This window comes from Paracoccus sp. DMF-8, assembly GCF_029309835.1.
Classification (GTDB): Bacteria; Pseudomonadota; Alphaproteobacteria; order Rhodobacterales; family Rhodobacteraceae; genus Paracoccus.
The window spans coordinates 447,362-473,612 of record NZ_JARJHL010000003.1; the positions used below are offsets into that span (position 1 = coordinate 447,362).

28 protein-coding genes and 2 pseudogenes are annotated in these 26,251 nt (G+C 65.4%); 10 read left to right on the plus strand and 20 right to left on the minus strand.

Features of this window, described 5'->3' with window-relative positions; genetic code table 11:
- Positions 1-8 precede the first annotated feature (8 nt).
- Entirely contained in the window at positions 9-929 is a 921-nt protein-coding gene (locus tag PE067_RS02870; protein ID WP_276187744.1) for a hypothetical protein, read from the minus strand.
- An 81-nt stretch (positions 930-1,010) separates the two neighbouring features.
- Between PE067_RS02870 and hslV the strand changes: the two are divergent.
- The 4 genes and pseudogenes from hslV (at position 1,011) to PE067_RS02890 (ending at position 3,850) form a co-directional block, all read left to right on the plus strand.
- Positions 1,011-1,567 (plus strand): annotated as a pseudogene (hslV, locus tag PE067_RS02875) (ATP-dependent protease subunit HslV).
- A 7-nt stretch (positions 1,568-1,574) separates the two neighbouring features.
- A complete protein-coding gene (locus PE067_RS02880) occupies positions 1,575-2,309 on the plus strand; it encodes a hypothetical protein (RefSeq protein ID WP_276187745.1) in 735 nt (244 codons plus the stop codon).
- On the plus strand, positions 2,306-3,610 hold the full coding sequence (gene hslU, locus PE067_RS02885) for an ATP-dependent protease ATPase subunit HslU (RefSeq protein ID WP_276187746.1): 1,305 nt from the start codon (positions 2,306-2,308) through the stop codon (positions 3,608-3,610). The genes PE067_RS02880 and hslU overlap by 4 nt, the downstream gene beginning before the upstream one ends.
- A 63-nt stretch (positions 3,611-3,673) precedes the next feature.
- A complete protein-coding gene (locus PE067_RS02890) occupies positions 3,674-3,850 on the plus strand; it encodes a PLDc N-terminal domain-containing protein (protein ID WP_276187747.1) in 177 nt (58 codons plus the stop codon).
- Here the strand turns inward: PE067_RS02890 and PE067_RS02895 are convergent.
- Positions 3,847-4,512: a Smr/MutS family protein gene (locus PE067_RS02895; RefSeq protein WP_276187748.1), complete on the minus strand. Its 666-nt coding sequence runs from the start codon at positions 4,510-4,512 to the stop codon at positions 3,847-3,849. The two genes, PE067_RS02890 and PE067_RS02895, sit on opposite strands and share 4 nt — an antisense overlap.
- Positions 4,513-4,515: 3 nt before the next feature.
- Entirely contained in the window at positions 4,516-5,175 is a 660-nt protein-coding gene (locus PE067_RS02900; protein WP_276187749.1) for a Tim44/TimA family putative adaptor protein, read from the minus strand.
- A gap of 108 nt (positions 5,176-5,283) precedes the next feature.
- Here PE067_RS02900 and PE067_RS02905 point away from each other — a divergent pair, with 108 nt between their 5' ends.
- From PE067_RS02905 to PE067_RS02915, 3 genes are all read left to right on the plus strand, one after another.
- Complete coding sequence (locus PE067_RS02905; RefSeq protein ID WP_276187750.1) at positions 5,284-5,835, plus strand: FxsA family protein; 552 nt, start codon at positions 5,284-5,286, stop codon at positions 5,833-5,835.
- A 52-nt stretch (positions 5,836-5,887) separates the two neighbouring features.
- On the plus strand, positions 5,888-6,403 hold the full coding sequence (secB, locus tag PE067_RS02910) for a protein-export chaperone SecB (RefSeq protein WP_276187751.1): 516 nt from the start codon (positions 5,888-5,890) through the stop codon (positions 6,401-6,403).
- Between the two features lie 103 nt (positions 6,404-6,506).
- Positions 6,507-7,127 (plus strand): HD family hydrolase, encoded by a 621-nt coding sequence (locus tag PE067_RS02915; RefSeq protein WP_276187752.1) that lies wholly within the window; start codon positions 6,507-6,509, stop codon positions 7,125-7,127.
- A 33-nt stretch (positions 7,128-7,160) separates the two neighbouring features.
- On the opposite strand, the gene PE067_RS02920 is transcribed toward PE067_RS02915, so the two are convergent.
- Both PE067_RS02920 and PE067_RS02925 read right to left on the minus strand, forming a co-directional pair.
- A complete protein-coding gene (locus PE067_RS02920; protein WP_276187753.1) occupies positions 7,161-7,469 on the minus strand; it encodes an H-NS histone family protein in 309 nt (102 codons plus the stop codon).
- Positions 7,470-7,543: 74 nt separating this feature from the next.
- Positions 7,544-8,098: an ActR/PrrA/RegA family redox response regulator transcription factor gene (locus tag PE067_RS02925; RefSeq protein ID WP_276187754.1), complete on the minus strand. Its 555-nt coding sequence runs from the start codon at positions 8,096-8,098 to the stop codon at positions 7,544-7,546.
- Between the two features lie 501 nt (positions 8,099-8,599).
- Between PE067_RS02925 and PE067_RS02930 the strand changes: the two genes are divergently transcribed.
- Both PE067_RS02930 and PE067_RS02935 read left to right on the plus strand, forming a co-directional pair.
- Positions 8,600-9,922, plus strand: a complete 1,323-nt coding sequence (locus tag PE067_RS02930; protein ID WP_276187755.1) for an ActS/PrrB/RegB family redox-sensitive histidine kinase — start codon at positions 8,600-8,602, stop codon at positions 9,920-9,922.
- Between the two features lie 55 nt (positions 9,923-9,977).
- Positions 9,978-11,576, plus strand: coding sequence for a PAS-domain containing protein (locus PE067_RS02935; protein ID WP_276187756.1), 1,599 nt, complete (start codon positions 9,978-9,980; stop codon positions 11,574-11,576).
- 146 nt (positions 11,577-11,722) lie between these two features.
- Here the strand turns inward: PE067_RS02935 and PE067_RS02940 are convergent, their stop codons facing one another.
- The 11 genes from PE067_RS02940 to PE067_RS02985 form a co-directional block, all read right to left on the minus strand.
- Positions 11,723-13,348: a DUF4139 domain-containing protein gene (locus PE067_RS02940; protein WP_276187757.1), complete on the minus strand. Its 1,626-nt coding sequence runs from the start codon at positions 13,346-13,348 to the stop codon at positions 11,723-11,725.
- Between the two features lie 107 nt (positions 13,349-13,455).
- Positions 13,456-14,478 carry an aspartate-semialdehyde dehydrogenase gene (locus tag PE067_RS02945; protein WP_276187758.1) on the minus strand — a complete coding sequence of 341 codons (1,023 nt, stop codon included), beginning with the start codon at positions 14,476-14,478 and terminating at the stop codon, positions 13,456-13,458.
- 89 nt (positions 14,479-14,567) lie between these two features.
- Entirely contained in the window at positions 14,568-15,182 is a 615-nt protein-coding gene (locus tag PE067_RS02950) for a glycosyltransferase family 29 protein (protein WP_276187759.1), read from the minus strand.
- A complete protein-coding gene (locus PE067_RS21750; RefSeq protein ID WP_346429649.1) occupies positions 15,179-15,352 on the minus strand; it encodes a glycosyltransferase in 174 nt (57 codons plus the stop codon). The genes PE067_RS02950 and PE067_RS21750 overlap by 4 nt, the downstream gene beginning before the upstream one ends.
- Positions 15,322-15,819, minus strand: a complete 498-nt coding sequence (locus PE067_RS02955; protein WP_276187760.1) for a glycosyltransferase family 4 protein — start codon at positions 15,817-15,819, stop codon at positions 15,322-15,324. The genes PE067_RS21750 and PE067_RS02955 overlap by 31 nt, the downstream gene beginning before the upstream one ends.
- Positions 15,820-15,974: 155 nt before the next feature.
- The gene (locus PE067_RS02960; protein WP_276187761.1) at positions 15,975-16,223 is read right to left on the minus strand and encodes a hypothetical protein; all 249 of its coding nucleotides are present in this window, start codon (positions 16,221-16,223) and stop codon (positions 15,975-15,977) included.
- Positions 16,216-17,409, minus strand: coding sequence for an MFS transporter (locus PE067_RS02965; protein ID WP_276187762.1), 1,194 nt, complete (start codon positions 17,407-17,409; stop codon positions 16,216-16,218). The genes PE067_RS02960 and PE067_RS02965 overlap by 8 nt, the downstream gene beginning before the upstream one ends.
- Positions 17,410-17,478: 69 nt before the next feature.
- Complete coding sequence (locus tag PE067_RS02970) at positions 17,479-17,670, minus strand: hypothetical protein (protein ID WP_276187763.1); 192 nt, start codon at positions 17,668-17,670, stop codon at positions 17,479-17,481.
- A gap of 32 nt (positions 17,671-17,702) precedes the next feature.
- Positions 17,703-18,113, minus strand: a complete 411-nt coding sequence (locus tag PE067_RS02975; protein ID WP_276187764.1) for a glycosyltransferase — start codon at positions 18,111-18,113, stop codon at positions 17,703-17,705.
- A 77-nt stretch (positions 18,114-18,190) separates the two neighbouring features.
- Positions 18,191-18,964, minus strand: a complete 774-nt coding sequence (locus PE067_RS02980) for an HAD family acid phosphatase (RefSeq protein WP_276187765.1) — start codon at positions 18,962-18,964, stop codon at positions 18,191-18,193.
- Positions 18,965-19,054: 90 nt separating this feature from the next.
- Complete coding sequence (locus PE067_RS02985) at positions 19,055-20,344, minus strand: MFS transporter (protein ID WP_276187767.1); 1,290 nt, start codon at positions 20,342-20,344, stop codon at positions 19,055-19,057.
- Between the two features lie 115 nt (positions 20,345-20,459).
- Between PE067_RS02985 and PE067_RS02990 the strand changes: the two genes are divergently transcribed.
- Positions 20,460-21,047 carry a glutathione S-transferase family protein gene (locus PE067_RS02990; protein ID WP_276187768.1) on the plus strand — a complete coding sequence of 196 codons (588 nt, stop codon included), beginning with the start codon at positions 20,460-20,462 and terminating at the stop codon, positions 21,045-21,047.
- Here the strand turns inward: PE067_RS02990 and PE067_RS02995 are convergent.
- The 4 genes and pseudogenes from PE067_RS02995 to leuS form a co-directional block, all read right to left on the minus strand.
- The gene (locus tag PE067_RS02995; RefSeq protein WP_276187770.1) at positions 21,023-22,186 is read right to left on the minus strand and encodes a TIGR03862 family flavoprotein; all 1,164 of its coding nucleotides are present in this window, start codon (positions 22,184-22,186) and stop codon (positions 21,023-21,025) included. The two genes, PE067_RS02990 and PE067_RS02995, sit on opposite strands and share 25 nt — an antisense overlap.
- The gene (gene holA, locus PE067_RS03000) at positions 22,183-23,190 is read right to left on the minus strand and encodes a DNA polymerase III subunit delta (RefSeq protein ID WP_346429650.1); all 1,008 of its coding nucleotides are present in this window, start codon (positions 23,188-23,190) and stop codon (positions 22,183-22,185) included. The genes PE067_RS02995 and holA overlap by 4 nt, the downstream gene beginning before the upstream one ends.
- A gap of 90 nt (positions 23,191-23,280) precedes the next feature.
- Positions 23,281-23,703 carry a hypothetical protein gene (locus PE067_RS03005; protein ID WP_276187772.1) on the minus strand — a complete coding sequence of 141 codons (423 nt, stop codon included), beginning with the start codon at positions 23,701-23,703 and terminating at the stop codon, positions 23,281-23,283.
- Positions 23,690-26,229: pseudogene (gene leuS / locus PE067_RS03010) on the minus strand (leucine--tRNA ligase). Before leuS ends, PE067_RS03005 begins: the two are co-directional and overlap by 14 nt.
- Positions 26,230-26,251 lie beyond the last annotated feature (22 nt).

A 26,251-nucleotide genomic window follows, 5' to 3' on the forward strand; every position in this document is an offset into this window, starting at 1 on the left:
GGTCCCGACTATCCCGGGGGCGGTTGGTCGATGGGCCAGCCGCCCCTTTTCATGGCGGCGCGGATCTGGCCGCGCGCATCCCCTGCCGTGGCATTCACCGCCATGATCCGCAGAAACCAGTAGATATAGCGGATATGATCGGGCCGGCTGTCGGCGGCAATGCGCAGCGCCTGTTCAGCCCCCAGATCGGCGACGTTCAGCGCGATATGGTGAAAATCCGACTGGCCGAACAGCACGGCGGGCTTGCCCAGGATCAGCCCGTCAAAGGCAACCGCGCTGTTTTGGGTCACGACAAAATCGCAGGCGCGCAGCAGGGTCTGCGTCTGGCCGCCGATCACCAGATTGGGAAAACGCGCGGCCAGACGGTCCAGCGCGGCCATGTCCTTGTCGTCATAGGTCTCGGACGGGTGCAGGGTGGCGACGGCGGGGCGGCCGGTGCGGGCGACCTCTTTGACCATGTCGAGGGGGCGCATGGTCTGGAATGACCGCTGCTTGCGCAGATGGCCCTGCAGCGCGACCAGCGCGAAACCCTCGCGCGTCGGGTCCGGGCCGGGCAGGACGCGGTTGCGCAGCTTGTCCACGAAAGCCGCCGCAGGTTGCGGATCAATGCTGTCGGGGTCAAAGATGCTTGCCGCGACGTGAAAGCGCCAGCGTTGCTGGACCGGCTCGATCTGCCAGAAGGGGTAGTGATAGGCGCGGCGGAATGTCAGCGCGCGGTCATGGGTCGGGGCCTCGGCATGAAACAGCGCATAGCCGGGCAGATCGGGCGCGCGGCGGCGGGCCTCGCTGCCGGTTTCCCGCCATTCGACCTGCCAGCCCGCCGTTTCCACCGCATCGCGCAGGACGTTCAGGAAATTGAACGTCCCGGCCCGCGCCGTGGCCAGCATGGGCGGTTCCAGATAGATGCGCAGCGTGGTGGTTTTCGACATGGCCGCAGGCTAACCGCGCGGCGGTGCTTGCGAAAGCCCCGGCCGGGCCATATCTCAGGCCCGAGACAAGCGGAGATGACGATGGCAGAAGACAGGTTCCCCGGCTGGCATGGCACCACCATTCTTGCGGTGCGCAAGGGCGGGCGCGTGGTCGTGGCGGGTGACGGACAGGTCAGCGTCGGCCAGACCGTGATGAAGGGCACCGCCCGCAAGGTCCGGCGGCTGTCGCCGGGCGGCAAGGATGTCGTCGTGGGCTTTGCCGGATCGACGGCGGACGCCTTTACCCTGCTGGAACGGCTGGAAAAAAGCTGGAGGCCATGCCCGGCCAACTGGGCCGCGCCTGCGTCGATCTGGCCAAGGACTGGCGCATGGACAAATATCTGCGCAATCTGGAAGCCATGCTGATCGTCACCGACGGGCGCGAGCTTTATGTCGTCACCGGCGCGGGCGACGTGCTGGAACCCGAACATGACATTGCCGCCATCGGCTCGGGCGGGAATTACGCGCTGGCCGCCGCGCGCGGGCTGATGGAAACCGACCATGACGCCGAAACCGTCGCGCGCAAGGCGATGCAGATCGCGGCCGATATCTGCGTCTATACCAATGGCAACCTGACCGTGGAAACCGTCCTTGGCTGACGCCAGCATGTCCCCCGACGATTTGCGCGCCGCCGTGGCCAGCGGCATCCTGAGCGAACAGCAGGCCGCATCGCTTGGCGCGCTGGTCACCAGTGCGATCTCGCTGGTTGCTCTGCTGGGCTGGTATCGCATCTATCGCCTGCCCTTTACCATGTTCCTGATCGGTGTGGCTGGTCTGGCGGTGGTGCTGTCGATCAGCGGAACGCTGGATCCTTCGGTTCTGGACGGCAGACAGGGCTGGCGCGACCTGTTCGATCTGCGCGGTGGCTCGGGGCTGGCGATCGGCACGCTGGTCTTTGGCGTGCTGGCCGCGGCGGCGGGCCTGTGGTTCGACATGCGCGACCCGCATCGGCTTGGCCGCGCCTCTGCCTCGGCCTTCTGGCTGCATCTGCTGGCCGCACCCGCCATCGTCAACACGCTTGGCCTGACCGCGATGAGCCTGCATGGCGGCGCGCAACTGCTGGCCGTTGCTCTGACGCTGGCCGTGATGACCGTTTTCGCGCTGATCATCGACCGGCGCAGCTTTCTGACCGCGGGCCTTGGCTATCTGGCCTGGCTGATCTGGTCGCTTTCTTACCAAAGCGGGCAGGGGCTGGAATGGCCCGTTGTCCTGATCCTGATCGGCGGCGCCGTCACCGCGCTTGGCGCGTGGTGGATCCCGCTGCGTTCCGTCCTGATGCGTGCCTTGCCCGGCTTTCCCGGCAAGGACCGCCTGCCCCCCTATGCGAAAGGCACCCCATGACCGACCTGACCCCGCGCGAGATCGTTTCCGAACTGGATCGTTTCATCATCGGCCAGAAGGACGCGAAACGCGCCGTTGCCGTGGCGCTGCGCAACCGCTGGCGCCGCAAGCAGTTGGGCGATGATCTGAGGGATGAGGTCTATCCGAAAAACATCCTGATGATCGGCCCGACCGGCGTCGGCAAGACCGAAATCAGCCGCCGTCTGGCGAAACTGGCCCGCGCGCCTTTCCTCAAGGTCGAGGCGACGAAATTCACCGAGGTCGGCTATGTCGGGCGCGATGTCGAACAGATCATCCGCGACCTGACCGATGCCGCGATCATCGAAACCCGCGAACGCATGCGCGACGAGGTCAAGGCCCGTGCCGTCAAGGCCGCCGAGGATCGCGTGGTCGAGGCTCTGGCCGGTGAAAACGCCCGCGAACAGACCCGCCAGATGTTCCGCGACAAGCTGAAGCGCGGCGAGTTGGACGATACCGTCATCGAACTGGAGGTCACGGACAATTCCAGCCCCTTTGGCGCGATGGAAATCCCCGGTCAGCCCGGCGCGATCGGCGGCATGATGGATCTGTCGGGGCTGATGAAGGCCTTCGGCGGGCGCCGTGTCCGCCGCAAGGTCACTGTCGCCGAAAGCTATGATCTGCTGATGGCGGAGGAGGCCGACAAGCTGCTGGACGACGAGGCCGTCAAGGCCGCCGCGCTGGAGGCCGTGCAGCAGGCGGGCATCGTCTTTATCGACGAAATCGACAAGGTCGCGGCGCGTTCCGATGCGCGGGGCGGCGATGTCTCGCGCGAAGGCGTGCAGCGCGATCTGCTGCCCCTGATCGAAGGCACGACGGTTTCGACCAAATACGGCCCGGTGAAAACCGACCATATCCTGTTCATCGCCAGCGGTGCATTCCATATCGCGAAACCTTCGGATCTGCTGCCGGAATTGCAGGGCCGTCTGCCGATCCGCGTCGAATTGCGCGCCCTGACCGAAGAAGATTTCATCCGCATCCTGACCGAAACCGACAATGCCCTGACGCGCCAATATACCGAGCTGATGGCCACCGAAGGGGTCGAGGTCACATTCACCGATGACGGCATCGCCGCGCTGGCCCGCATCGCGGCCGAGGTCAACGGCTCGGTCGAAAACATCGGCGCGCGGCGGCTGTATACCGTGATCGAGCGGGTTTTCGAAGAACTGTCCTTTACCGCGCCCGACCGTTCCGGCGACAAGGTGCAGGTCGATGCCGCTTTCGTGGACAGATATCTGGGCGATCTGACCCGTTCGACCGACCTGTCGCGCTACGTTCTGTAGCGCGCGGGAACCCCCGGCCCATGGCAGCGGTTGACCCTTGCAATTCCAAGCAAGAGGACCGTCATGGGCTGGATTTTCGGGGTTATCATCTTTGCGCTGGATGTCTGGGCGATCGCCTCGATCATCAACACGAATGAATCGACCAAGGTCAAGGTGATCTGGGTCCTGCTGGTCGCCATCCTGCCGGTGGTGGGCCTGATCGTCTGGTGGCTGGCCGGGCCCAAGGCGAATTACGGCTAGGCCGTTCCCGGCTTGCGCAGATAGACGTAATAGGCGCCGTCGCCCCCGTGGCGGCGGTGCGCGGGCGTGACCTGCAGGATGATGCGGCCCAAGGGCGGCATATGCAGCCAATGCGGCACGTTATGGCGCAGCGCGCCGGGCCTGACCGGCAGCGGCGCATCCGGCCCGCCTGCCCGGCCCTTGCCGGTGATCACCAGCACCAGCCGATGGCCCCGCGCATGGGCGCCGATCACGAAATTCATCAGCGCGGGCTGCGCCTCGGACAGGGTCATGCCGTGCAGGTCGATGCGGCTGTCGGGCGCCAGCTTGCCCTGCGTCATCTGGCGGTGCTTTTTGTGATCCATGCGCAGGGCACCGGCGCGCAACCGTTCCGAAGGGCTGGGGGCCAGATCGACGCGGGTCGTCGGCTTGCCCGCCGCGCCAAAGGAAAATCCGCCGAAACCGGGGTCTGCGGCGGGGATCTGGTCGGGTTGTCGGGCCAGAGCGGATTTTTTCCAGGGCAGCGCCTTGTCAGGCGGCAACTTGTCGGGCGGCAGCGCGGTCGGCGTATCGGCCAGCGGGTCCGTGGCCTTGCGCCGCGCGGGGTGCATGGGCGCGACCGTATCGGTCACCCGCGTCCAAAGCGCCCTGTCCTCGGGGGACAGGCCCCGCCGCCGCGCCATCGTTCACGCCGTGGCGACAAGACGCCAGTTCGGGTCGTCCTGACCCATCTGGCGTGCAAAGGTCCATGTATCGCGCTGCTTGCGCGCGGCCTTGGGATCGCCCTCGACCAGTTCGCCCTGCGCGTCATAGACGGCCAGCATCAGTTCCGACACGAAGCGCACCGAAATTTCCGCAAGACCGGTCGCCTGATCGAATTGCGCGCCGGCCAGCGTGGTTTCGCGGGTGCCCAGATAGCTTGCCTCGGTCCGTAGCTGGCGGGCGTTGCGGTCGGCGATCACACCGTCAAAGGCATTCGCGACCTCGGGTGCCAGAAAATCGCGGACCTGGCTGATGTCGCCATGTTCGAAAGCCATCAGGATCATCTCATAGGCCTGTTTCGCGCCCGACAGGAACGGCCCGACCTCGAACGAGGGCTCGGTGCGTTTCATCTGGCCAAGCGCCGCCGCCGCCGGGCTGCCCGGTTCGACATGGTCGGCGATGTCGTTTTCGGCCTGATCGCCGCGCCGGTCGGTGGCATCGGGCACCGGGCGCAGGTTGCCTTCCTGCGGGGCGCGCGGCGGTTCGTATCCGTCGCGAGAGCCCAGCACATTGCGCAGACGCACGATCAGAAAGACAGCGATCGCGGCCAGCGCGATGAGTTGCAGAAGGGCGTCCATCGTCATGAAGGGTCCTGAGGGCAGTTGGTTTCAGCGGATCGTCTACTTATGTAGGGTTTAGACGGGCTCAAGTCCAGTTTCGGCCCAAGGAAGTTGACCCAGGGAGAGGGGCAGATGGTGTTTCTGTGGATATTCGTGCTGTTGCCGGTCATCGAGATCGCGCTGTTCGTGACGATCGGCGGCGAAATCGGGGTCTGGGCGACGCTTGCCTGGGTGCTGCTGGCAGCCATGGCAGGGGTGGCGCTGATCCGCTGGCAGGGCGCACGGGCGGCGCTGGATCTGCAGCAATCGCTGAACGATCTGCGCGATCCCTCGGCCAGCGTGGCCCATCGCACGCTGCTGGTTCTGGCCGGTTTCCTGCTGATCGTCCCCGGTTTCTTCACCGATGTGCTGGCCGGGTTTTTGCTGATTCCGGCCGTGCGCAATCTGGTGCTGAGGCAAATCGCCTCACGCGCAAAGGCGGGCATGAATCAGGCGGGCGTGCGCTTTACCTATGGCTATCCGGCGGGTCAGGGCGGGTCGCGGGATCCGGGGGTGATCGACGGCGAATATGTCGTGCAGGACGACCCCTATCCGGCCCAGACCGGCCTGCCCCGCGCGGATGACGGCAATGGCGATGCGAAAGGCCCTGAAAATCGCGGCAAATCGGGCTGGACGCGGCATTGAGGGCCGCGCCATGCGGTGCTAGAACCCTTGCAAATCCAAGGAGGATACACCGATGAGCGACGACACCGCCAACGGCATGGCGAACCCGGAAGCGGGGCAGCAGCCCGCCGTCCGCATGCAGATTCTGGCGCAATATATCCGCGACCTGTCCTTTGAAAACGCGGTGGCGCAAAAGGGCCTGCCGGGTGGCGAGGTTCAGCCCGAAATCAACGTGCAGGTCAGTCTGGACGCGCGCAAGCGCACCCCCGATCATCAATTCGAGGTGATCATGAAATTCCGCGTCAGCTCGAACAACGCGGCGGACAAATCGCCCCTGTTCCTGTGCGAACTGGATTACGGCGGGGTGTTCCATGTCGAGGGCATCCCCGAAGACCAGATGCACCCCTTCCTGCTGATCGAATGCCCGCGCATGCTGTTCCCCTTTGTGCGCCGCATCATCTCGGACGTGACGCGCGACGGTGGTTTTCCGCCGTTCAACATGGATCCGGTCGATTTCGTGGCGCTGTATCGTCAGGAACTGGCACGCCGCCAGCAGGCCGAAAAGCCTGCGGATGTGCCGCTGTCCTGATTTCAGGCCAATCATCGGCAATCGGGCTGCGCGGGGCAATGCGCGGCCCTTTTCTTTTTTGGGCCCCCTATTTCAGGACGGCCCCAATTTCAGGACAGACAGCATGGCCGTAAAATCCAAACGTGCATGGCAAAGGATGTTGTCGGGGCGTCGGCTGGATCTGCTGGACCCCACCCCCGTCGATATCGAGATCGAGGATATCGCCCACGGCCTTGCCTTTGTCGCGCGCTGGAACGGGCAGACGATGGGCGATTGGGCCTATAGCGTCGCCGAACATTCGATTCTGGTCGAGGAAATCTTTTCCCGCCGTCAGCCCGATTGCGACCCGCGCTGGCGTCTGGCCGCGCTGCTGCATGACGCGCCGGAATATGTGATCGGCGACATGATTTCTCCGGTCAAGGCGGCGCTTGGCGTGGAATATGGCCAGATGGATGAACGTATCGCGGCGGCCATCCACCAGCGTTTTGGCCTGCCCGCGCGCATCCCCGCGCCGATCAAGCGCGCGATCAAATCGGCGGACAGGCTGTCGGCCTGGCTGGAAGCCGTTCAGATCGCCGGGTTTTCCCGGACCGAGGCCGACCGGTTGTTTTCATCCCCCGGCCCCGACGCCCTGCGGGATCTGTCGATCCGCCTGCGCCCGCCGCGGGAAACCCGGCAGGCCTATCTGGACCGCTTTGCCCGGATCCTGTCGCTGATCGACGCGGATCGCAGATCGGGCAAATGAAAAACCCCGCCGGTGGCGGGGTCAATGCTGATGTCAGATCGCCAGATCGTCCAGCGAACCGCCATTGTCCAGGTGTTCCTGCGCCCAACGCGGCTTGCGGCCACGACCGCTCCAGGTTTGTGTGGCATCGGCGGGATTGGCATATTTGGCGGCGACGCGGCTGCGGGTCACCTTGACACCGGTCAGTTCGGCAAGGTTGAAACCATGCTCGCGCGCGGCCAATTCAACGGCAGCCAGAGCCTCTTTCCTGCGGCGCTCTTCGTAAGAGTTGATCGCGCGCTCGACTTTATTGCGCAGGTCGCGCAATTCGCTCAGCTGCATCGCGTCAAGGTCAATGTTCATTGGGGTTCCTTATGGAAACTTGAATTTGTGAATTAAGTTATTTCTATGGATCCGGAAATTTCAAGCTGAATTGATTATTTCGGACTGCGCTTGGCTAAAATCCGCTGCAATGTCCGGCGATGCATATGCAGGCGGCGGGCGGTTTCGCTGACATTGCGGTCGCATTGTTCGAAAACCCGTTGAATATGTTCCCAACGGACACGGTCGGCCGACATCGGCGCCTCGGGCGGCGGGGGCAGCGTATCGCCCTTGGCCAAAAGCGCGCGGGTCACGTCATCGGCGTCAGCCGGCTTTGACAGATAATCCGAAGCGCCCATTTTTACGGCAGCAACCGCCGTGGCAATCGCGCCATAGCCGGTCAGGACGACAATCCGCAGATCTGCCCGCGCTTCGCGCAGGGCATCGACAACATCCAGGCCATTGCCATCTTCAAGCCGCAGGTCGACGACGGCAAAGGCCGGGGGTTTGCTGGCAACGGCCAGCTTGGCCGCCGCCACCGATTCCGCCCGCGTCACAACGAAACCTCGCTTTTCCATCGCGCGGGAAAGCCTGTTCAGGAAGATTTCGTCATCATCGACGAGAAGAAGGCTGGGATCAGGTCCGATGTCGGTCTGGGTCACGAAAAACAACCTGCGAATTATGGTTTGACGGACTTTAGGCGCCTTCGCGGGCAGCGTCAAATGATGCGCGACCGCTGCGATCAGATGGCGGACCGCGCCGCTTTGGCCACGGCAGGCCCGATGATAATCCGAGATTTGACGCTACGGCATTTCGCGCCATTCCGGGGGACGGCGATACGGCTTCTGCCCGTGATGGGTCGGGGCTTTGGTCTTTGATCGTCCTGTTTCGTAACTCCGATTACGAAAACAGACCAATCCGATGGCCGGGATTTTGAGGCGCCAATACATACATATAAGATGAATAATGGTGGTCGATCTTTATCGGCGAAAATTCGCGCAATTCAATGTGAATGATGTTAACAATGAACAAATCAATCTTTTGGAAAAGCTGTTTGCAATCGTCCTGACCGGGAAAGTTGATCCCGGCCACCCGCGCAGATATCAACACGGGGCATTCATACCTGATCGGAGCAGCTCATGCCTTTCGGATTCGTGAACCGCAGGATTCCGATGCTGCCGGGACAGCCCGCGCCCGAACCCATCCGCCTGCGCACGCTGATCCTGCTGCGGTGGTTCGCGATCTTTGGTCAGCTGACGACGGTTGCGGCGGCGTGGATGATGGATGTGCGGATGCCACTGGCTGCGGTGCTGGGGGTGATCGGACTTGCGGTCGTGCTGAACCTGCGGCTGACGCTGCGCCCCGTCGGGCGGGTTTCGGATACCGGGGCGGTGTTCCAGCTGGGCTTTGACCTCTGGCAGATCTCGACCCTGCTGGCGCTGACCGGGGGGATGACCAACCCCTTTGCGCTGCTGGTGCTGGCGCCGGTGACGATTGCCGCGACATCTTTGCCGACGCGCTACATGATGGCGCTTGGCGCGGCGACGCTGATCATGGTGACGATCGCCAGCCTGTTTTCGATCCCGTTGTCGTTCAACAATGGCGCGCGGATGGCGCTGGACCAGCCCTATCAATTCGGCCATTGGGCGGCTATCGTGATCGGCGTGGCCTTTCTGTCGGCCTATGTCCACCGCGTCGCTTCGGATCTGGTGGCGACCTCGGACGCGCTGTTCGCCGCGCGCATGGCGTTGGAGCGGGAACAGAAGCTGCAGCATCTGGGCGGCGTCGTCGCCGCCGCCGCGCATGAGATGGGCACCCCGCTGGCGACGATCAAGCTGGTCGTGGCCGAGCTTGCCGACGAACTGGCCGAGCTTTTGCCCGACCGCCCCGATCTGGCCGAGGACCCGGCGATTCTGCGCCAGTCCGCGGATCGCTGCGCCGGGATCCTGAAATCCATGGGTCGCGCGGGCAAGGATGATCTGATGATCCGCACCACCGATCTGGAAAACCTGCTGAATGAGGCTGCGGCACCGCACAAGTCGCGCGGCGCGCGCATCCATATCGCGGTCGAGGGGCAGGCCGATCACGTCCACCGCGACGCCGCGATCCTGCACGGCCTGCGCAATCTGATCCAGAATGCCGTCGATTTCGCGCGTGAACGGGTCGAGGTGCAGGCCATATGGCTGCCCGACAGCCTGCGGCTGACGATCCGCGACGATGGGCCGGGCTATCCCCCCGCGTTGCTGCCCCGGCTTGGCAGCCCCTTCGTGACCACCCGCCCCAGGGCCGAGGATGGCCGTGGCTACGAAGGCATGGGGCTGGGCCTGTTCATCGCCAAGGCGCTGCTGGAAGGGTCGGGGGCGACCGTCAGCTTTGCCAATGCCGAACCGGGTGCCACGGCGACGCTGGTCTGGCCCCGCGCGGTGATCGAGGCGGATTCGCGGCGTGCCTTGGGCGAAAACCCCGCGATAGACCCGGGACCCATGGAGCATTAACCATATTTTAACCGCTGATGGCTAAGGCTTGGCGGGTCCAAGCGCGGAATCTGATATGGCGATCAACCTTCTTCTGGCCTTCGTGGTGGCGGTGCTGGCCGTGGCCGCCGCGATTTTGCTGATCGGCCGCCTGTCGCCGGATGGGCAGGGCGGGCGTCGGCAGGAAACGGGTGCGCTGACCGATCAGCAGATCGAACCGCTGGCCTTTCTGTTTCGCGACGGGGTGCTGGTTGATGCGACGACCCTGGCCCGCGCGCTGCTGGATGTGCTGCCCGGCGATGGCGAATGGCAGCGTCTGCTGGCGTGGATCGCCATGCGCATGCCCGAAAGCGGCGCCGGCCTGATCCGCGAATTGCAGGAAACGGGGCGGGCCGAACTGGTTTCGCAATCCGGCAGCGCCCGCCTGCGCGCGCTGTTCGAGGATCTGGGCGATGGGCTGGTGCGGGTGGCGCTGACCGATCCGGCCTCTGAACATTCGGGGGTGATGGTCGATCTGCTGACCCTTGCCGCGATGGAAGAGGAAATCGAGATGCTGCGCAGCACCGTCGATGGCTCGCCCATGCTGGCATGGCGCGAAGATCGGGAAGGCGCGATCACATGGGCCAATTCGGCCTATCTGAATCTGGTGGAAAAACAGGCGCAGGGGCAGGTCATGTGGCCCTTGCCGCGCCTGATCGACTTGCCGAAACGCGGGGTGCAGCCGCTGGCCCCGCGCCGCGCCCAGATCGACGACGCCGGAGAGACGCGGTGGTATGAATGCCATGCCGGGGAAAAGGGCGACCAGACCGTTGCCATCGCCCTGCCCGCCGATGCCGCCGTTCGGGCCGAAAGATCCCTGCGCGAGTTCGTTCAGACCCTGACCAAGACCTTTGCCGATCTGCCCATCGGCATGGCGATCTTTGACCGCGACCGCAACCTGCAGCTTTTCAACCCCGCGCTGATCGACCTGACCGGCCTTTCGGCGGGTTTCCTGACGGCGCGGCCGACGCTTTACGCCTTTCTTGACCGTCTGCGCGAAGGCCGCATGGTGCCGGAGCCCAAGGATTACCGTAGCTGGCGCAACCACATGAGCACGCTGGAATCCGCGGCGGCGTCGGGGCATCACGTCGAACAATGGTCCCTGCCCGGCGGTCAGACCTATCGTGTCACCGGCCGCCCGCATCCGGATGGCGCGGTGGCCTTTCTGTTCGAGGATATCACCTCGGAAGTCTCTCTGACGCGCAAGTTCCGCGCCGATCTTTCCCTGGGGCGCGAGGTTCTGAACGGGCTGGACGATGCCCTGGCGGTCTTTGCCGGGAACGGGCGCATCGCCATGACCAACCGCGCCTATGACGAGATGTGGGGCGAAATGGATCAGGGTTCCATCGGGGACCATCTGCGGCGCTGGAGCAGGGCGGCAGGCGAAAGCCCCGGTCTGACCGCGCTTCGCGATGCGATGAACCACTCCGGTTCCGGTGCGCAGGCTTTGGTTCAGGGGGCGATGGCGGGGCCGTCAGGACGGCTGCTGTCATGGTCGCTGCGTTTTCTGTCGGGCGGGCGGGTGATGGTGCGCTTCGAGACGGCACTGAACGTCACCCCGGCAGAGGCCGCGCCCGGCGACGTTGCCCCGGCTGACGAGGATCGTGGCAACCGTTCCCGGGTGGCCGCATCCTGACGGGTTTTATCGTGACGGGCTTTCGGGGCGTCCGGTCCCTTGTCGTCCGGCGGGCATCGCATAGCGCAATCCGGGCTGGCGGCGGTGGACGGAGGCCATGCCAATGAGGGCCTTGCGAACGGGGACGCTGTTTCCCGGATGACGGCTCAGTTGGTTTCGCCGATCAGCACCTTGCCATCGGGCCAGCGCATGTCGATGTCCAACTCGATCTCTTGATCGGTGCCCGCGGCAAGGTTGGAATCCCAATGCAGCAGACCGCGCTGACCTTCGGGGTTTTCGGCGGTCGGGCGCGGAGAGGCGGACCAGTTGATGGTCAGATCATCCTGCGTCGATACCGGCACCTGTCCGATCACCCGCAGCGGCCATTCCTCGGTCGTCAGGTTGCGGATGCGCAGCACGGATTTCTGGCTGCTGGTGCTGGAACGAGAGATGATGCCGCGATCCCCTTCGGCCTTTTCGGGGATTTCGTATTCCGCGACCAGCCCGTCGATCGGGCCAAAGCCCAGTTCCAGCTTTTCGCCCGCAGGGGTCAGGGACAGGTCGCTGCGCCCGACCAGCACGCCATCGGCATAAAGCGTCGCCAGACCGGGCAGGATCACCTCATCCAGGGAATTCACGGTTTCGGCGACCAGATAGGCGGAACTGTCGCGCGAGGGCACGGCCTCGGCCCGGATTTCGGGTTGCAGATCGCGCGAATCCAGTTTCAGCCGCAGCGCATCGACACCAGAGCGGATGCTGACCGGCGCGGGATAGTCATAGACCACGGTCGCGCCCATCATCCGGGGCTGGGCCGCTTCAGCAACCGCCCCGCCTGCGAACATGCCATCCATCATCGCGGCGCCGACAACCGCCCCGCGCAGTGTGGCCTGCGGCTCTGCGTGCGGTTCTTCGACGCGCGGGAACCAGGGATGCAGGTCTGTCGGCGCCGATTGTTCCGAAGGACGCGCGGTCGACAGGGTCAGCCGCACATCCTGCCAATCCTCATTGGTGAGTTGCGAAATCAGGAAACCGCGATCCAGCGTCAGCGATCCGGCCTGACGGTCCAGACGCAGATCATAGACGGGCTGCCAGCCAGCGCCATCGGCAAAGCTGGTGATGTCCAGAACCGCGGGCTGTTCGCCGGTTTCCACGGCAATCACCAGCGCCTGCGCGCCGGGATCGGATGCGCGCAGCGAATCCCGCATCTGCCGGGCCAGTTCCAGCGCCTTTTCGTCATCCTCGACCCCCTGCTCGGCGCTGGCCGCTCGCGGTTTCGGCGGCGATGGCGATCCTGGCGGGCCTTGCAGCATCTGGTCGCTGACCGTCGCCATGGTCGAGACCAGATCGCCCATTTCGAACCCGTCGGATTCGGCCAGCGTCAGCAGAAAGGCGATGGAATCCTCGGCCGCCTGACCACGCGCGCGGATCGCCGCGATCGTGGCCTTGCGTTCGCCAAGCTCGGTTTCCAGCCTGCGAACCTCTGCCTCGGCGGCCAGGAATTCGGGGGATTTCACGGTTTCGGCGGGGGTTGCGCGCTGCTGCTGGACGGAAATCGCGCCGATCACCGCACCGCTGCCCGCAATCCGCAGCGAGGCCGGATCGACGGAATCGCCCAGACCCGGAATGACGATCTCATGGGCGTCTGCCGGGGCCGCCACCTCGACCGTGCGGGTGATGCTGGCGCCCCAGGGATACAGCGTCACCGCGCTGACCGGGGCCGGGGTTTCGATCCGTTCGGCCCAGACCGGCGCGGCGCAAACTGCGAATGCGGTCGAAAGCATCAGGTGGCGCATGGTCTATCCCCTTATATGTCGGTCCGAAGTTTTCGCAGAAGTCCCGGAAAGCAAGGCGGCGCCCGGTCAGGACGCCCCCACAAAATCGTCATCTGGCGGAAAAAGGATCAGCCTTTTTTCAACACGCGGTTGCCCAGCAGTTCGGCGATCTGGACCGCGTTCAGGGCCGCGCCCTTGCGCAGGTTGTCCGGCACGCACCACAGGTTCAGGCCGTTTTCGACGGTCACGTCCTGCCGGATGCGGCTGACGAAGGTCGCGAAATCGCCGACGCATTCGACCGGGGTCGCGTAGCCGCCCGGTTCGCGCTTGTCGATCACCAGAATGCCGGGGGCTTCGCGCAGGATGTCGCGGGCCTCGTCCTCATCCAGAAAATCCTCGGTTTCGATGTTGATCGCTTCGGAATGGCCGACAAAGACCGGGACGCGCACGCAGGTCGCGGTGACCTTGATCGACGGATCCATGATCTTTTTCGTTTCCGCGACCATTTTCCATTCTTCCTTGGTGTCGCCGCTGTCCAGGAAGACGTCGATCTGCGGGATCACGTTGAAGGCGATCTGTTTCTGGAATTTCTTGGGCGCAACCTCTTGGCCCGGCACATACATGCCCTTGGTCTGGTCCCACAGCTCGTCGATGCCTTCCTTGCCCGCGCCGGACACCGACTGATAGGTCGAGACGACGACGCGCTTGATGCGGGCGCGGTCGTGCAGGGGTTTCAGCGCGACGACCATCTGCGCGGTCGAGCAGTTGGGGTTCGCGATGATCATCCTGTTGCGATAATCCTCGATGGCCTCGGGGTTCACCTCGGGCACGATCAGCGGGATTTCCGGGTCGTAGCGATACAGCGACGAGTTGTCGATGACGACACAGCCCCGGCTGGCGGCGATCGGCGCATATTGCCTGGTCGCATCCGAGCCGATGGCGAACAGCGCCATGTCATAGCCGGTGAAATCGAAACCCTCGATGTCCTTGGTCTTCAGGGTCTTGTCGCCATAGCTGACCTCGGTGCCAATGCTCCGGCGCGAAGCCAGAGCGACAACCTCATCAGCAGGAAACTGGCGTTCCGCCAGGATATTCAGCATTTCGCGGCCCACATTCCCCGTGGCGCCGGCGACAACGACCTTGTAGCCCATCTGGGGTCTCCTCAAGTAAAGGACGCTGCCCTTTAGCGCAGGTGCGGGCAAAGGGGAAGCGGTCTTTGACGGCCGGGTCGGGCGGGGCGCTACAGCAGCCGGATGCGCGGGTCGCGGTCGATCAGCGCATGGGCCCATTCGGCCTCGGCGTTGAAATCATGGGGCACCTGTTCGGCCGTCCGCCGCCCCGACAGCGACAGCGACGCGAAAAAGTCGAACCCATACAGCGACAGCGAGGCGATCTGCGCATGGGCGATCAGTTCGATCATCATCGCCCCGGTGGTGGGCGGCGCGTCCAGCGCGTCGCGCAGGCGGCGGTAATCGGCCAGCGGATGCAGGTAAAAGCCGGGGCTGGTCGCGGTTTTCCAGTCCAGCCGCTTGCGTTTGGGCGACATCCACAACATGCGCCGGGGGGCGATGCGGGCGCGGTCGGCGCAGCCAAGCCGCGTCGCCAGCGCCAGCCAGTCGGTGCGCGTGCCGTGGCTGTCCGCGCGGGGCATGGGCGCGCGGTTGATGCGGATGACCAGATCGGCCGCGTCGATTTCCGCGCCGTGGCGTTGTTCGGCCAGCGCCCAGGCATTGCCGACCAGCGCCACGCTTTTGCCCCGCATCGCGTCCAGCAGCTCGATCTGCGGGACGGAAAGCCCTTGCAGCAGGCTGTCCTGCCGCAGGGTCCGCGCAAGGTAAAGGCGCAGCGGCGTCATGCCAGCAGCCCGCGATAGACCTGAACGATGCTGCGCGCCTCGTGGATGATGGAATGGTTTTCGACGACATGCGCGCGCGCCGCGCGCCCCGCCTGTTCGCGCCCGGCGTCATCGTCCAGCCAGCGCGCCAGCGCGCTTGTCAGCGCATCGGCATCGCCGGTCGTGACCAGCGATCCGGTTTCCCGTCGCGGATCAGCGCCTCAGAGGCGCCGACGCGGGATGCGACGGTCGGCACGCCGCAGGCCATCGCCTCCAGCGGGGTCAGGCCGAAACCTTCCCACCGGGCGGGGGCGCAGAACAGGTCCAGCGCCTGATAGTGGCGCACGACCTGGTCCCAGGGGATTTCGCCCAGAAAGCGGATGCGCCCTTCCAGCCCCGCGTCGCGGATGCGGGCTTTCAGGTCATCGGCAAAGCTGCGGTTGTCCGGCGTGATCCGTCCGGTCAGGATCAGATGGGCGCGGGGCGGTCGGGAAACAGGCGCAGCGCGGATTCGACCAGCAGGTCCACGCCCTCGCGCGCGGACCCGGCCAAAGCAGCCCAGCACCACCGCATCGGCGGGAATGTCCAACTCGCGGCGCAGCGCGGCGCGGTCGGGGCTGGGGTGAAAGACCTGCGTATCGACGCCGTGCAGGATCACCTGCGCCGGGCGTTCCAGATAGCTGGCTGCCTGCGGCGAGGTCGCGATCAGCCCGTCCTGCTGGCGGATCAGCCATTTCGTGAACCCCGAATGGTCGCGCTGCGCTGCGGATGTGAACAGCAGCCGATAGCGCCGCCGCAGCAGGCGCCGCAGGATCAGCCCCGAGTGCCGACTGTATTGCGCCGCGCATGCCAGACCCGCCAGCGGTCGCGCGGCAGGGTCGCGGCGCGCGACAGCGGAATATGCGGCAGATCGGGCGGCAGGCCCGGCCCGGTGGCGGTGATGCCGATCATCTCGCGCTGCACCGGGATCAGCCGCACCACGGTCGAGGTGACCCCGGACAGGCGCTTTTTCAGGTTCGGGGCGACGACATCAATGTCGCGATGGTGGAGCGTGTCAGGCATCAGGCGCCTCGGGCGTCAAAAGATACAGCATCACCCCCACCGTAAGCGGAATTGCGAAAAACAGGAACAGGCGCGAACAGGCATGGGCGGGATCGCCTGTCTGCGCGGCCTGGGCGAACCAGGGACCGGATGCGAATTGCAATGCCCCCACCCCGCCGATGGAAAACATATTGAGGAATGTAACGCCCTGCCCCACCAGATGTTGTGGCAAAAAGGCCCGGCCATGCGACATCAGCAGCGGATAGGCGGCGGCGATGATGGCGATCAGCCCCAGCAGTGCGATGGACAGCGACAGCGACAGCGCCGGAAACAGCCACAGCGCCAGCAGAACCGCGACGGCGACCGCGTTCAGGATCAGCGCGGCGCGGCGCGGCGATCTGGCCAGCCGCGCGAACCAGCCCACCGCGAAATTGCTGGCGACCATGGCCAGCCCCATGACCAGCGTGGCATGGCCGATCACCTGATCCGAGGCGCCGAAGACCTGCGACAGATAGGGCCCCGCCCATAGCCCGCGAATGGCGGCGGGCGCGGAATAGGACACGAAAAGCAGCGGCAGGATGAACCAGATCGCGCGCAGGCGCAGGATCTCGGCCAGCGATCCGCGCGGGCTGTCATCGGCGATGCGTTCGGGGTCGCGGACCAGCATCAGCACGGCCAGCGCGACCAGCAGCGTCACCGCCGCCATCGCCCATAGCGCATTGCGCCAGCCAAGCGCCTCGATCATCCAGACCAGCGGGGTCGAGCCCAGGATATTGCCAAGCGAGCCGATGCCGATGGTCGCCCCGCCAAGCGCGCCAAGAGTCGCGGGCGGGTAATTGCGGGCAAAGATGTAATAGCTGCCCATCAGCGCGGGCGAACAGCCGACCCCCAGCAGGGCCATGGCGACATGCAGATGCCAGGGAGCAGTGGCCAGCGCGAAAACCGCCGCGCCGCCCGCCCCGCCAATCGCCAGCAGGCAGGCCACCGTGCGGCGCGGCCCGACCCGGTCCAGCGCCCGGCCAATCGGGATCTGCATCACGGTAAAGGCCAAAAACCACAGCCCCGAAGACAGCGCCAGCGTATCGGGCGCCGCCCCCAGTTCGCTTTGCAGGACCGGCGACAGCACCGCCAGAAAGGCGCGGTAGAACTGGCTGAGCATATAGGCGAGGATCAGGCTGAAGATCCCGGCGGAAAACAATGCCCGCATCATCGCTCCTGTCGGCAGGGGAAATATGGCGTCATGGAGTCAGGTTCGGGGGCGGGGTCAAGGTGGCTTTCAGACCCGGCCCAATGCTGCGGCCAGCCACAGCGCCGCCTGTTCGCCGCGTCCCTGCCGATACAGCCCGGAACGGCGCAGGGCGGCCAGCCGGGCTGTCGGTCCACCCTGCCGGACCTGCTGAAAGTCGCGCAGGATCATCTGGTTTTCCGGGGTCAGCAGCGCGCGGGACTGGCTCAGCGCCTGCGCCATGATCTGATTCCAGCGCCGCTGACTGCCGCCCATCATCCGATCGAACGCGCGAAGCTGCCGCTGCCCGCCCGAGGGCGCGCCCACCGCATTCGCCTGATGCTGGCGCGGCTCAGCTTGTCATCCGGCCAGACGTCATCCTGATCGCAAAAGGCGACCGCCGTCGCCTTATCGGGCACCCGTTGCAGCAAGCGGCGGAAATTCTGCGCCGGCCCCTGCCCCGGTCCCAGTCCCTGCCCCGTGAGCAGTTCGACGCGATCTTTTGGCTGGTTGGCGGCAAAGTCCCGGACGATCTGCGGCCCGTCATCGGTCGAGCCGTCATCGCCGACCCACAGCCGCCAGTCCGTGCCTTGGCGGGCCAGACTGTCCAGTTGCGCCTGCAGATGCGGCGCGCCGTTGAACAGCGCCATCAGCACCGCGACCTGACCGGCTGTTTTCTGCTGCATCGCGCGCCCTGATCGTCGTTCCTTCAGAACGGCGCTAGGCGATTGCCGCCCGCATGTCCAGCGGGCGGCCCGTTTGGTCAGTAGTCGCCCGTGACGATTTCGGCGTCCCAGCCTTGCAGGTCTGCCCCGCTCCACGATCCGTAGGAGGCGTTCGGCAGCACGATCCATTCCGTTCCGAATTTCGCGGCGTTTTCGTGGACCAGCGCCTTTTGCCGGTCCAGCGGCGTCTTGCGGAAACCGCCGTCGAAATCATGCAGTGTGTCGCCCAGCAACATGACGATCTGGTGGTTTTCCTCGACAATGGCGCGGCGTGTGACCTTGGGCGGGCCAAGCAGCAGGACCGATTCCGCGCTGACCTGCGGCAGGGCGAGGTCGTTCAACGTGGCAAGGCTGGCCTTCTTGAAGTCATCCGTGCGGTCCGAGATGTAGAAGATCGACACCCCCAGACCGTCGGCATGGTCCAGAAACTCCTTGGCGCCGGGGATCAGCGTGGGCTTGCCTTCGCGTTCCCAATGGGTCGAGGTGTCCCAACCGTCATAGGTGTGGCAATTTTCCAGATCGCGCGCCAGCAGGGCCGAATTGTCGATGATGGTTTCGTCCAGATCGGTGACGACGGCCAGTTTCGACGGATCTTCGACCCCCTGCACGGCGGCATCCAGACGCAGCGTGGCCAGCTGGAAGGCCTGCAGTTGCAGGGCCTGAATCTCTGCCGATTGCTGCTGGAAACGCAGGCCCATCGTATATTCGCGGACCTTGCAGTCGTTTTCCGCATCCTCGGCCAGGGCCGGGGCGGCAAGGGCCAGTGCCGTCGCAAATGCGGCGGCAAGCGCCGGGCGCAGGCGTGTCGTCATGGTCTTTTTCTCCCTGTTTTGGGGCGCGTTCTGCGCCCGCCGCAGGAAGGCTAGCGGGTCATTGATTGACCAGTCAAACAAAAACCGGCGTCAGGCGGGTTGCAGCCCCATCGGGCGTTCGCGCACGGGCAGATGGATCAGCGCGCTGAAGGCGCCGACGCCGACACCGACCCACCAGACGATGGTGTAATCGCCATAAAGGTCGAACATCTTTCCGCCCAGCCACACGCCAAGGAACGATCCCAGCTGATGCGACAGAAAGACGAAACCATAGAGCGTCCCCATATAGCGCAGCCCATAGATATAGGCGACCAGCCCCGAGGTCAGCGGCACCGTCGCCAGCCACAGCGACCCCATCACCGCCGAAAAGATCAGCACGCTGGCCGGCGTGATCGGCGACAGGATAAAGGCCGCCGCCGCGATGGTGCGCAGCGTATAGATGCCCGCCAGCAGGTATTTGCGCGAATAGCGGTTGCCCAGCCACCCGGCCAGGATCGAGCCCGCGATATTCGCCACCCCGATCAGGGCAATCGCCCATGCCCCCAGTTGCGAGGTCGTGGAAATGCCCATGCTGGCCAGCAGCCCTCCGGCTTCGATGGGGCTGCACATCTGGGTGACCATCGCCGGGAAATGCGCGGTGACGAAGGCCAGTTGATAGCCGCAGGAAAAGAAACCCGCAAAGATCATCAGATAGGACGGATCCCGAAAGGCGCGTTTCAGGACGGTGCCAAGGCTTTCCTCCAGTTCCGCGCGGGTGGCGGCAGGGCGCGACGGGCCAAGCAGCGGCAGGAACAGCAGCATGGTGCAGGCGATGCCCGCAAAGACCATGAAAACCCCCTGCCAGCCCATCTGGCCCAGCAGGAATTCGGCCAGCGGCGGGCCGACGACCTGCCCCGCCGAGCCTGCGGCGGTCGCGATGCCAAGCGCAAGGCTGCGGTTTTCATCGCTGGCCGCGCGTCCGACAATCGCCAGAATGACGCCGAAACCGGTTCCCGCGATGCCGAAACCGACGGCAATTTCCCAGAACTGTATCGCCCCCGGCGTCACCGACATCGCGCTGAAGATCAGGCCCGCCGCATACAGGATCACCCCCAGAATGATCGAAACCCGGTCGCCCCACCGTTCCGCCAGCGCCCCGAACAGCGGCTGTCCGAAACCCCAGGCCAGGTTCTGGATGGCGATGGCCATGGAAAATTCGCTGCGCGGCCAGTCGAATTCGCTGGCGATCGGGATCTGAAAAATGCCGAAACTGGCGCGCAGCGAAAAGTTGATCAGCAGGATGATCGACCCGCCGATCAGGATCGGCGTGAACAGCGATGCGGATGACGTGCGGGATGTGGCGGCGGACAAGGCTGGCTCCGGGCGGATATGACCGGCCATTCCTGCGCCCTGGCCCTGTGGCGGTCAAGCTCGATTCGCCCCCTGCGCGGGGCGATTGCGGCATGCGGGCACCGGCGATAAGCTGAAGGCTCAACCCCGGCCAGAGGCGCATCGCATGTATCAGGTGATCGGAATGGTCCAAAGCCGCGCCTTTCGCGTGCTGTGGATGCTTGAGGAACTGGGCCAGGACTATGAGCATGTCGCCGAGAACCCGCAGTCTCCGGGTGTGGTGGCGCTGAATCCGGCGGGCAAGATCCCGATCCTGATCGTCGATGGCACGCCGATCACCGATTCGACCGCGATCCTGACCTATCTTTCCGACCGCCACGGCGCGCTGACCCATCCGGCGGGCAGCCTGCCTCGCGCCCGGCAGGACAGCCTGACGCAATTCCTGCTGGATGAATTCGACGCGGCTTTGTGGCTGGCGGCGCGTCACAGCTTTGTCCTGCCCGAGGAAATGCGGCTGGCCGCGATCAAGAACACGCTGCGTTGGGAATTCGAACGCAGCCAGAAGGTTCTGGTGACGCGCATGGCCGATGGCGAATTCGTCATGGGCGACCGGATGACGCTGGCCGATATCATTCTGGCGGATTGTCTGGGCTGGGCGCTGAATGCGAAATTCCCGATCACCGAACATCGCCTGACCGAATTTCTGGACCGGATGCGCGCCCGCCCCGCCTATCTGCGGGCGCGGGAAAGGTAATCCAGAACGCCCCGCCCGGCGGTGCGGCCCGAGGCAAGGCAGCCGGTCAGCAGATAGCCGCCCGTCGGGGCTTCCCAATCCAGCATCTCGCCCGCGGCGAAGGTGCCGGGCATGGCGCGCAGTTCCAGCGCGGGGGTCAGGGCGTCGGCGGTGATGCCACCGGCCGAGGATATCGCGCGGGCGATGCCCATCGGTCCCGTCAGCCGCATCGGCAGCGCCTTGGCCAGGCCGGCCAGCGCCGCCGGATCGGCGGGCAGCGGCCGGCCCCATTCCATCAGCAGCGCCGCGCGCACCGGATCGCCCAAGACCCGCCGCAGCCGGTTGCCAAGCGACAGTTTCGCGGGCGCCCGCGCCAGCCGCCGCGCCAGTTCCGCGCGTTCCAGATCCGGGGCCAGATCGACGAAGGGCGCGGCGCCGTCGCGGATGCCAGCGGCGATTTCATAGATGCCGCCGCCTTCGATCCCGGTTTGCGAAATCACCCATTCGCCACGGCTGGCCGCATCCCCGGCGCGGATCGCGGTGCCTTTGACCGCCGCGCCGAAATGCCGGGCCATCTGGTCGGACCATGCCGCGCGAAAGCCCATGTTCGCGGGCTTCATCGGGGCCAGGCCGACGCCCTGCCCGGCCAGCCACCCCTGCCATGCGCCATCCGATCCCAGCCTTGGCCAGCTTGCCCCGCCAAGCGCCAGCACCACCGCATCGGCGGCGATCTGCTGCGACCCGTCGGGCGTGTCGAACCCCGCGCCGGTCCAGCGCCAGCGCGGGCGGATCCGCACGCCCTGCCCCGCCAGCCGCGCCAGCCATGCCCGCAGCAGCGGCGAGGCCTTCATCCCGACCGGAAAGACCCGGCCCGTCGTGCCGGTGAACAGCGGCACGCCCAGCCCCCCGGCCCATGCGCGAACCTGCGGCGGGCCGAAATCGGCGATGCCCAGCAGACCCGCGCAGGAACCGGCGAAATGCGCCGCGAAATCGGCGGCGGGCTGGTCCTTGGTCAGGTTCAGCCCGGATTTGCCCGCCATCAGGAACTTGCGGGCGGGGGTCGGCATCGCCTCGGCCACGGTGACGGGGATGCCTGCCGCTGAAATGACCTCGGCCGCCATCAGCCCCGCAGGCCCGGCGCCGATCACCAGAACCGTCATCTGCGCTCGCGGGGCATCATGGTCAGCCGCACCAGCGCGCGTTCCATCACCGCCATGGTCGGCGCGCGGCTGGCGCTGCGCAGGGTCAGGTCGGTGTCGATCAGGTGGTGGATCGCCTCTTCCAGCCGCCGCATGCCCCAGTCCTGCGCCTGCCGGATCATCCGGTCGCGGCGCGGGCCAAAGACCGGCGGGCGCATTTTCCCAAGCCCCGAGGCCGGGCCGCCGGGATCGCTGGCCGCGCGGTGCAGGGCACGGAAATGGCGCAGCGCCGCGATGCAGATGGTCACGGGCAGCGTGCCCTGCGCCTCGATCCGGCGCATCAGACCGGCGAATTCGCGGGATTTGCCATCCGCCACGGCCTCGATCAGGTCATCCACCTCTGCCTCGATCGAGGCGGAGATCAGCTGGCCGATTTCCTCGGGCGTTAGCGGCGTCGGATCGCCGTGTTTGAACAGGCCGATCTTTTCGACGGTCTGGCGGAAATCGCCGGGGTCCAGCGCCCGCGACAGCGCGACCAGATCGCGCATCGCATCGCGCGGCACCTGCGGCAGGTCGGACTGGACCAGCCAGCGCTCGATTTCTTCCTCTCCCGGCGGGTCGTCATAGACCGGGGCGGCGATGGCGGCCGGGTGCGGTTCGAACAGCTTGCGCAGCGCGGATGGATTTGTTCGGCGCGCCCCCGCGACGACGATCACCGCATCGCCCGGTGACCATTCCTGCAAAGCCGAGGCAATCGCGGGCGCCGCCGCATCCGGCGTGTCGTCGACCTGCACGACGCGCTGGCCGGGGAAAAAGCCCGCGGCCTTGACCTCGTCCAGCAGGCGGGCGGGATCCTTGCGCAGATCGGCGCCGGGCATGCGCGACAGGCGCATTTCCTCCTCGGCGCCGTCACCGACCAGCGATTTTACCGCCTCGGCCCGTTTCAGGGCGACGCGCATCGCATCCTGACCATAGATCAGCAGCGCCGGCCGCGTCGGATCAGGCCGCGCCGAGATAGCGCAGATTTCCGCGCCCTGAGGTTCACGGCTGTTGCGCCGGGACCGCGCCAGTAAAGCCGCGTCACCACCTGATCGGCCAGCATCGCGGCCAGCCGGTCATGGGCATCCTGTTCCGCCGACATGGTGGCGATGGTCGTCCCGGTCGTCGAATAGGGAACTGAAGTTGTTGACCTGCCCGCGCGTCAGGATCCGGCCCGTGGCGGTTTCGGTCAGCGTGAAATCGGCCGAGCCGTTCAGCGCATAGCGCGTGGTGATCTCGTCGGGCGTGATCGCCTGCGGCACGACGGCGATGCGCAGGTTATAGCTGAGATCGAATTCCGGCGCATCCGGCGGGCCAAGCCGTTCGGTGATGCGCCGGACAAAGGCGAAATCGTCGATGGTTTTCGGATCGGCGGTCGCGATCTTGCCGAACAGCCGCTGCCCCGGCCCGCCCGGCCCATAGACCGGGGTAAAGCCGCAGGCGGCCAGACCGGCCAGCGCCAGCCCGCCCAACAGGAAGTTGCGTCTAGATGACCACATTGACGATCCGCCCCGGCACCACGATCAGCTTCTTGATGGCCGCGCCATCCAGGAAACGCTGCACGGTTTCGTCGGCGAGGACAAGAGCCTCGATCTGGGTCCTTGGGCATATCGCTTGGGGACCGAGATTTCGGCGCGGCGCTTGCCATTGATCTGGATCGGCAGGGTGACGCTGTCATCGACCAGCATCGCGGGATCGGCCACCGGCCAGCGCGCATCGACGACCAGCCCCTGCCCGCCTGCCAACTGCCAGATATCTTCGGCCAGATGCGGGACCATCGGCGCCATCAGTTGGGCGATGGTGCGCAGCGCCCATTTGCGCGATTCGCCGCCAGCGGGCGATTTGCCAAGCGTGTTGGCGATTTCATAGATTTTCGCCACGGCCTTGTTGAAGGCGAAACCTTCGATGGCACGGGTGACCTCGTCAATCGCGCGGTGGACGGCGCGGGTCAGATCGGGGTCTTCGGCGCCTTCGGCGACGGTCTCGGCCTGACGATACAGGCGGGCAAGGAAACGATGCGCGGCTTCGGCCCCGGATGCCGTCCATTCGATGTCACGCTCGGGCGGGCTGTCGGACAGCATGAACCAGCGCGCGGTATCGGCGCCGAAATTCTCGACGATATTGACCGGATCGACGACGTTCTTTTTCGACTTCGACATCTTGGCCGAGGGGATGATTTCGACCACCCGGCCATCGGCCAGTTTGCCGTCGGTCACATCTTCGGGCAGGTGATAGACGGCGCGCCCCCGGTCGTCGCGGGTCAGGTAGATCTCATGCGTGACCATGCCCTGCGTGAACAGCGCGGCGAAAGGTTCCGTTGACTTTTCAGGCAGATGGCCGGTCTTGACCATCGCGCGGGCGAAAAAGCGTGAATAGAGCAGGTGCAGGATCGCATGTTCGATGCCGCCGATATACTGGTCGACGTTCATCCAGTAATCGGCATCCTCGGCCACGGTCGGCGTTGCGGCATGGGGCGCGGTGAAACGCGCATAATACCAGGACAGATCGACGAATGTGTCCATCGTGTCGGTTTCGCGCCGGGCCGCGCCGCCGCATTTCGGACAGACCGTGTCGCGCCATGTCGGGTGGCGGTCCAGCGGGTTGCCGGGAATGTCGAAACTGACATCGGCGGGCAGCAGGACGGGCAGGTTTTCCTTGGCCTCCGGCACCGTGCCGCAGGTTTCGCAATGTACCACGGGGATCGGGCAGCCCCAATAGCGCTGACGCGAGATGCCCCAGTCCCGCAGGCGGAACTTGGTGACGCCTTCGCCATAGCCTGCCGCCTCGGCGTGCTGAATGGCGGCGGCAACGGCGACCTCTCCGGTCTGGTCGGCCGCGCCCGCGAAGCCGCGGACATAGGTGACGGGTTCGGATTTCAGCGGCACGAAAGGCCCATCCGCGACCAGCGCATCGGCCTGTTCCAGCGTCGCGCCCTGCGGGCCGAATGTCGCGCGGATCGGCAGGCCGTATTTCGTGGCGAATTCATGGTCGCGTTCGTCATGGGCCGGGCTGCCGAAAATCGCGCCGGTGCCGTAATCCATCAGCACGAAATTCGCGATCCAGATCGGCAATTCCCATGTCGGATCAAGCGGATGGCGCACGGTCAGCCCGGTGTCGAAACCCAGCTTTTCGGCGGTCTCGATCGCTTCTTCGGTGGTGCCGATGCGGCGGCATTCCGCGCAGAAGTCGGCGATATCCGGGCGCTCAGCCGCCAGCGCCTTGATCAGCGGGTGATCGGGCGACAGCGCGGCAAAAGACGCGCCCATCAGCGTGTCGGGGCGGGTGGTATAGACCTCGATCCGGTCGAAACCGGCGGGGGCGTTCACCGTTTCAAAGGCGAATTGCAACCCGCGCGACCGCCCGATCCAGTTCGCCTGCATCAGCCGGACCTTTTCCGGCCAGCCGTCCAGCCCGTCCAGCGCATCCAGCAATTCCCCGGAATAATCGCTGATGCGGAAAAACCACTGCGTCAGCTCGCGACGTTCCACCGGCGCGTTGGAACGCCAGCCCTTGCCGTCGATGACCTGCTCATTGGCCAGCACGGTCATGTCGACCGGATCCCAGTTCACCATCGCGGATTTGCGATAGATCAGCCCCGATTCCAGAAAATCCAGAAACATCGACTGTTGCTGATGAACGTAATCGTCATCGCAGGTGGCGAATTCGCGGCTCCAGTCGATGGACAGGCCAAGCGGTTTCAGCTGGTCGCGCATCGTCGCGATATTGGCATAGGTCCAGTCGCGCGGGTGGCCGCCCTGTTCCATCGCGGCGTTTTCGGCGGGCATGCCAAAGGCGTCCCAGCCCATCGGATGCAGCACGGAAAACCCCTGCGCGCGTTTGTAGCGCGCGACCACATCGCCCATCGTATAGTTGCGGACATGGCCCATATGGATGCGCCCCGAAGGATAGGGGAACATTTCCAGCACGTAATACTTGGGCCGTTCGTCACGCAGCGCGCGGAAGGAATCGGCCGCGTCCCACGCAGCCTGCCAGCGCGTTTCGCTTTGTGCGGGATCATAGGACATGGAAAGCCTCCGGGCGTCAGAT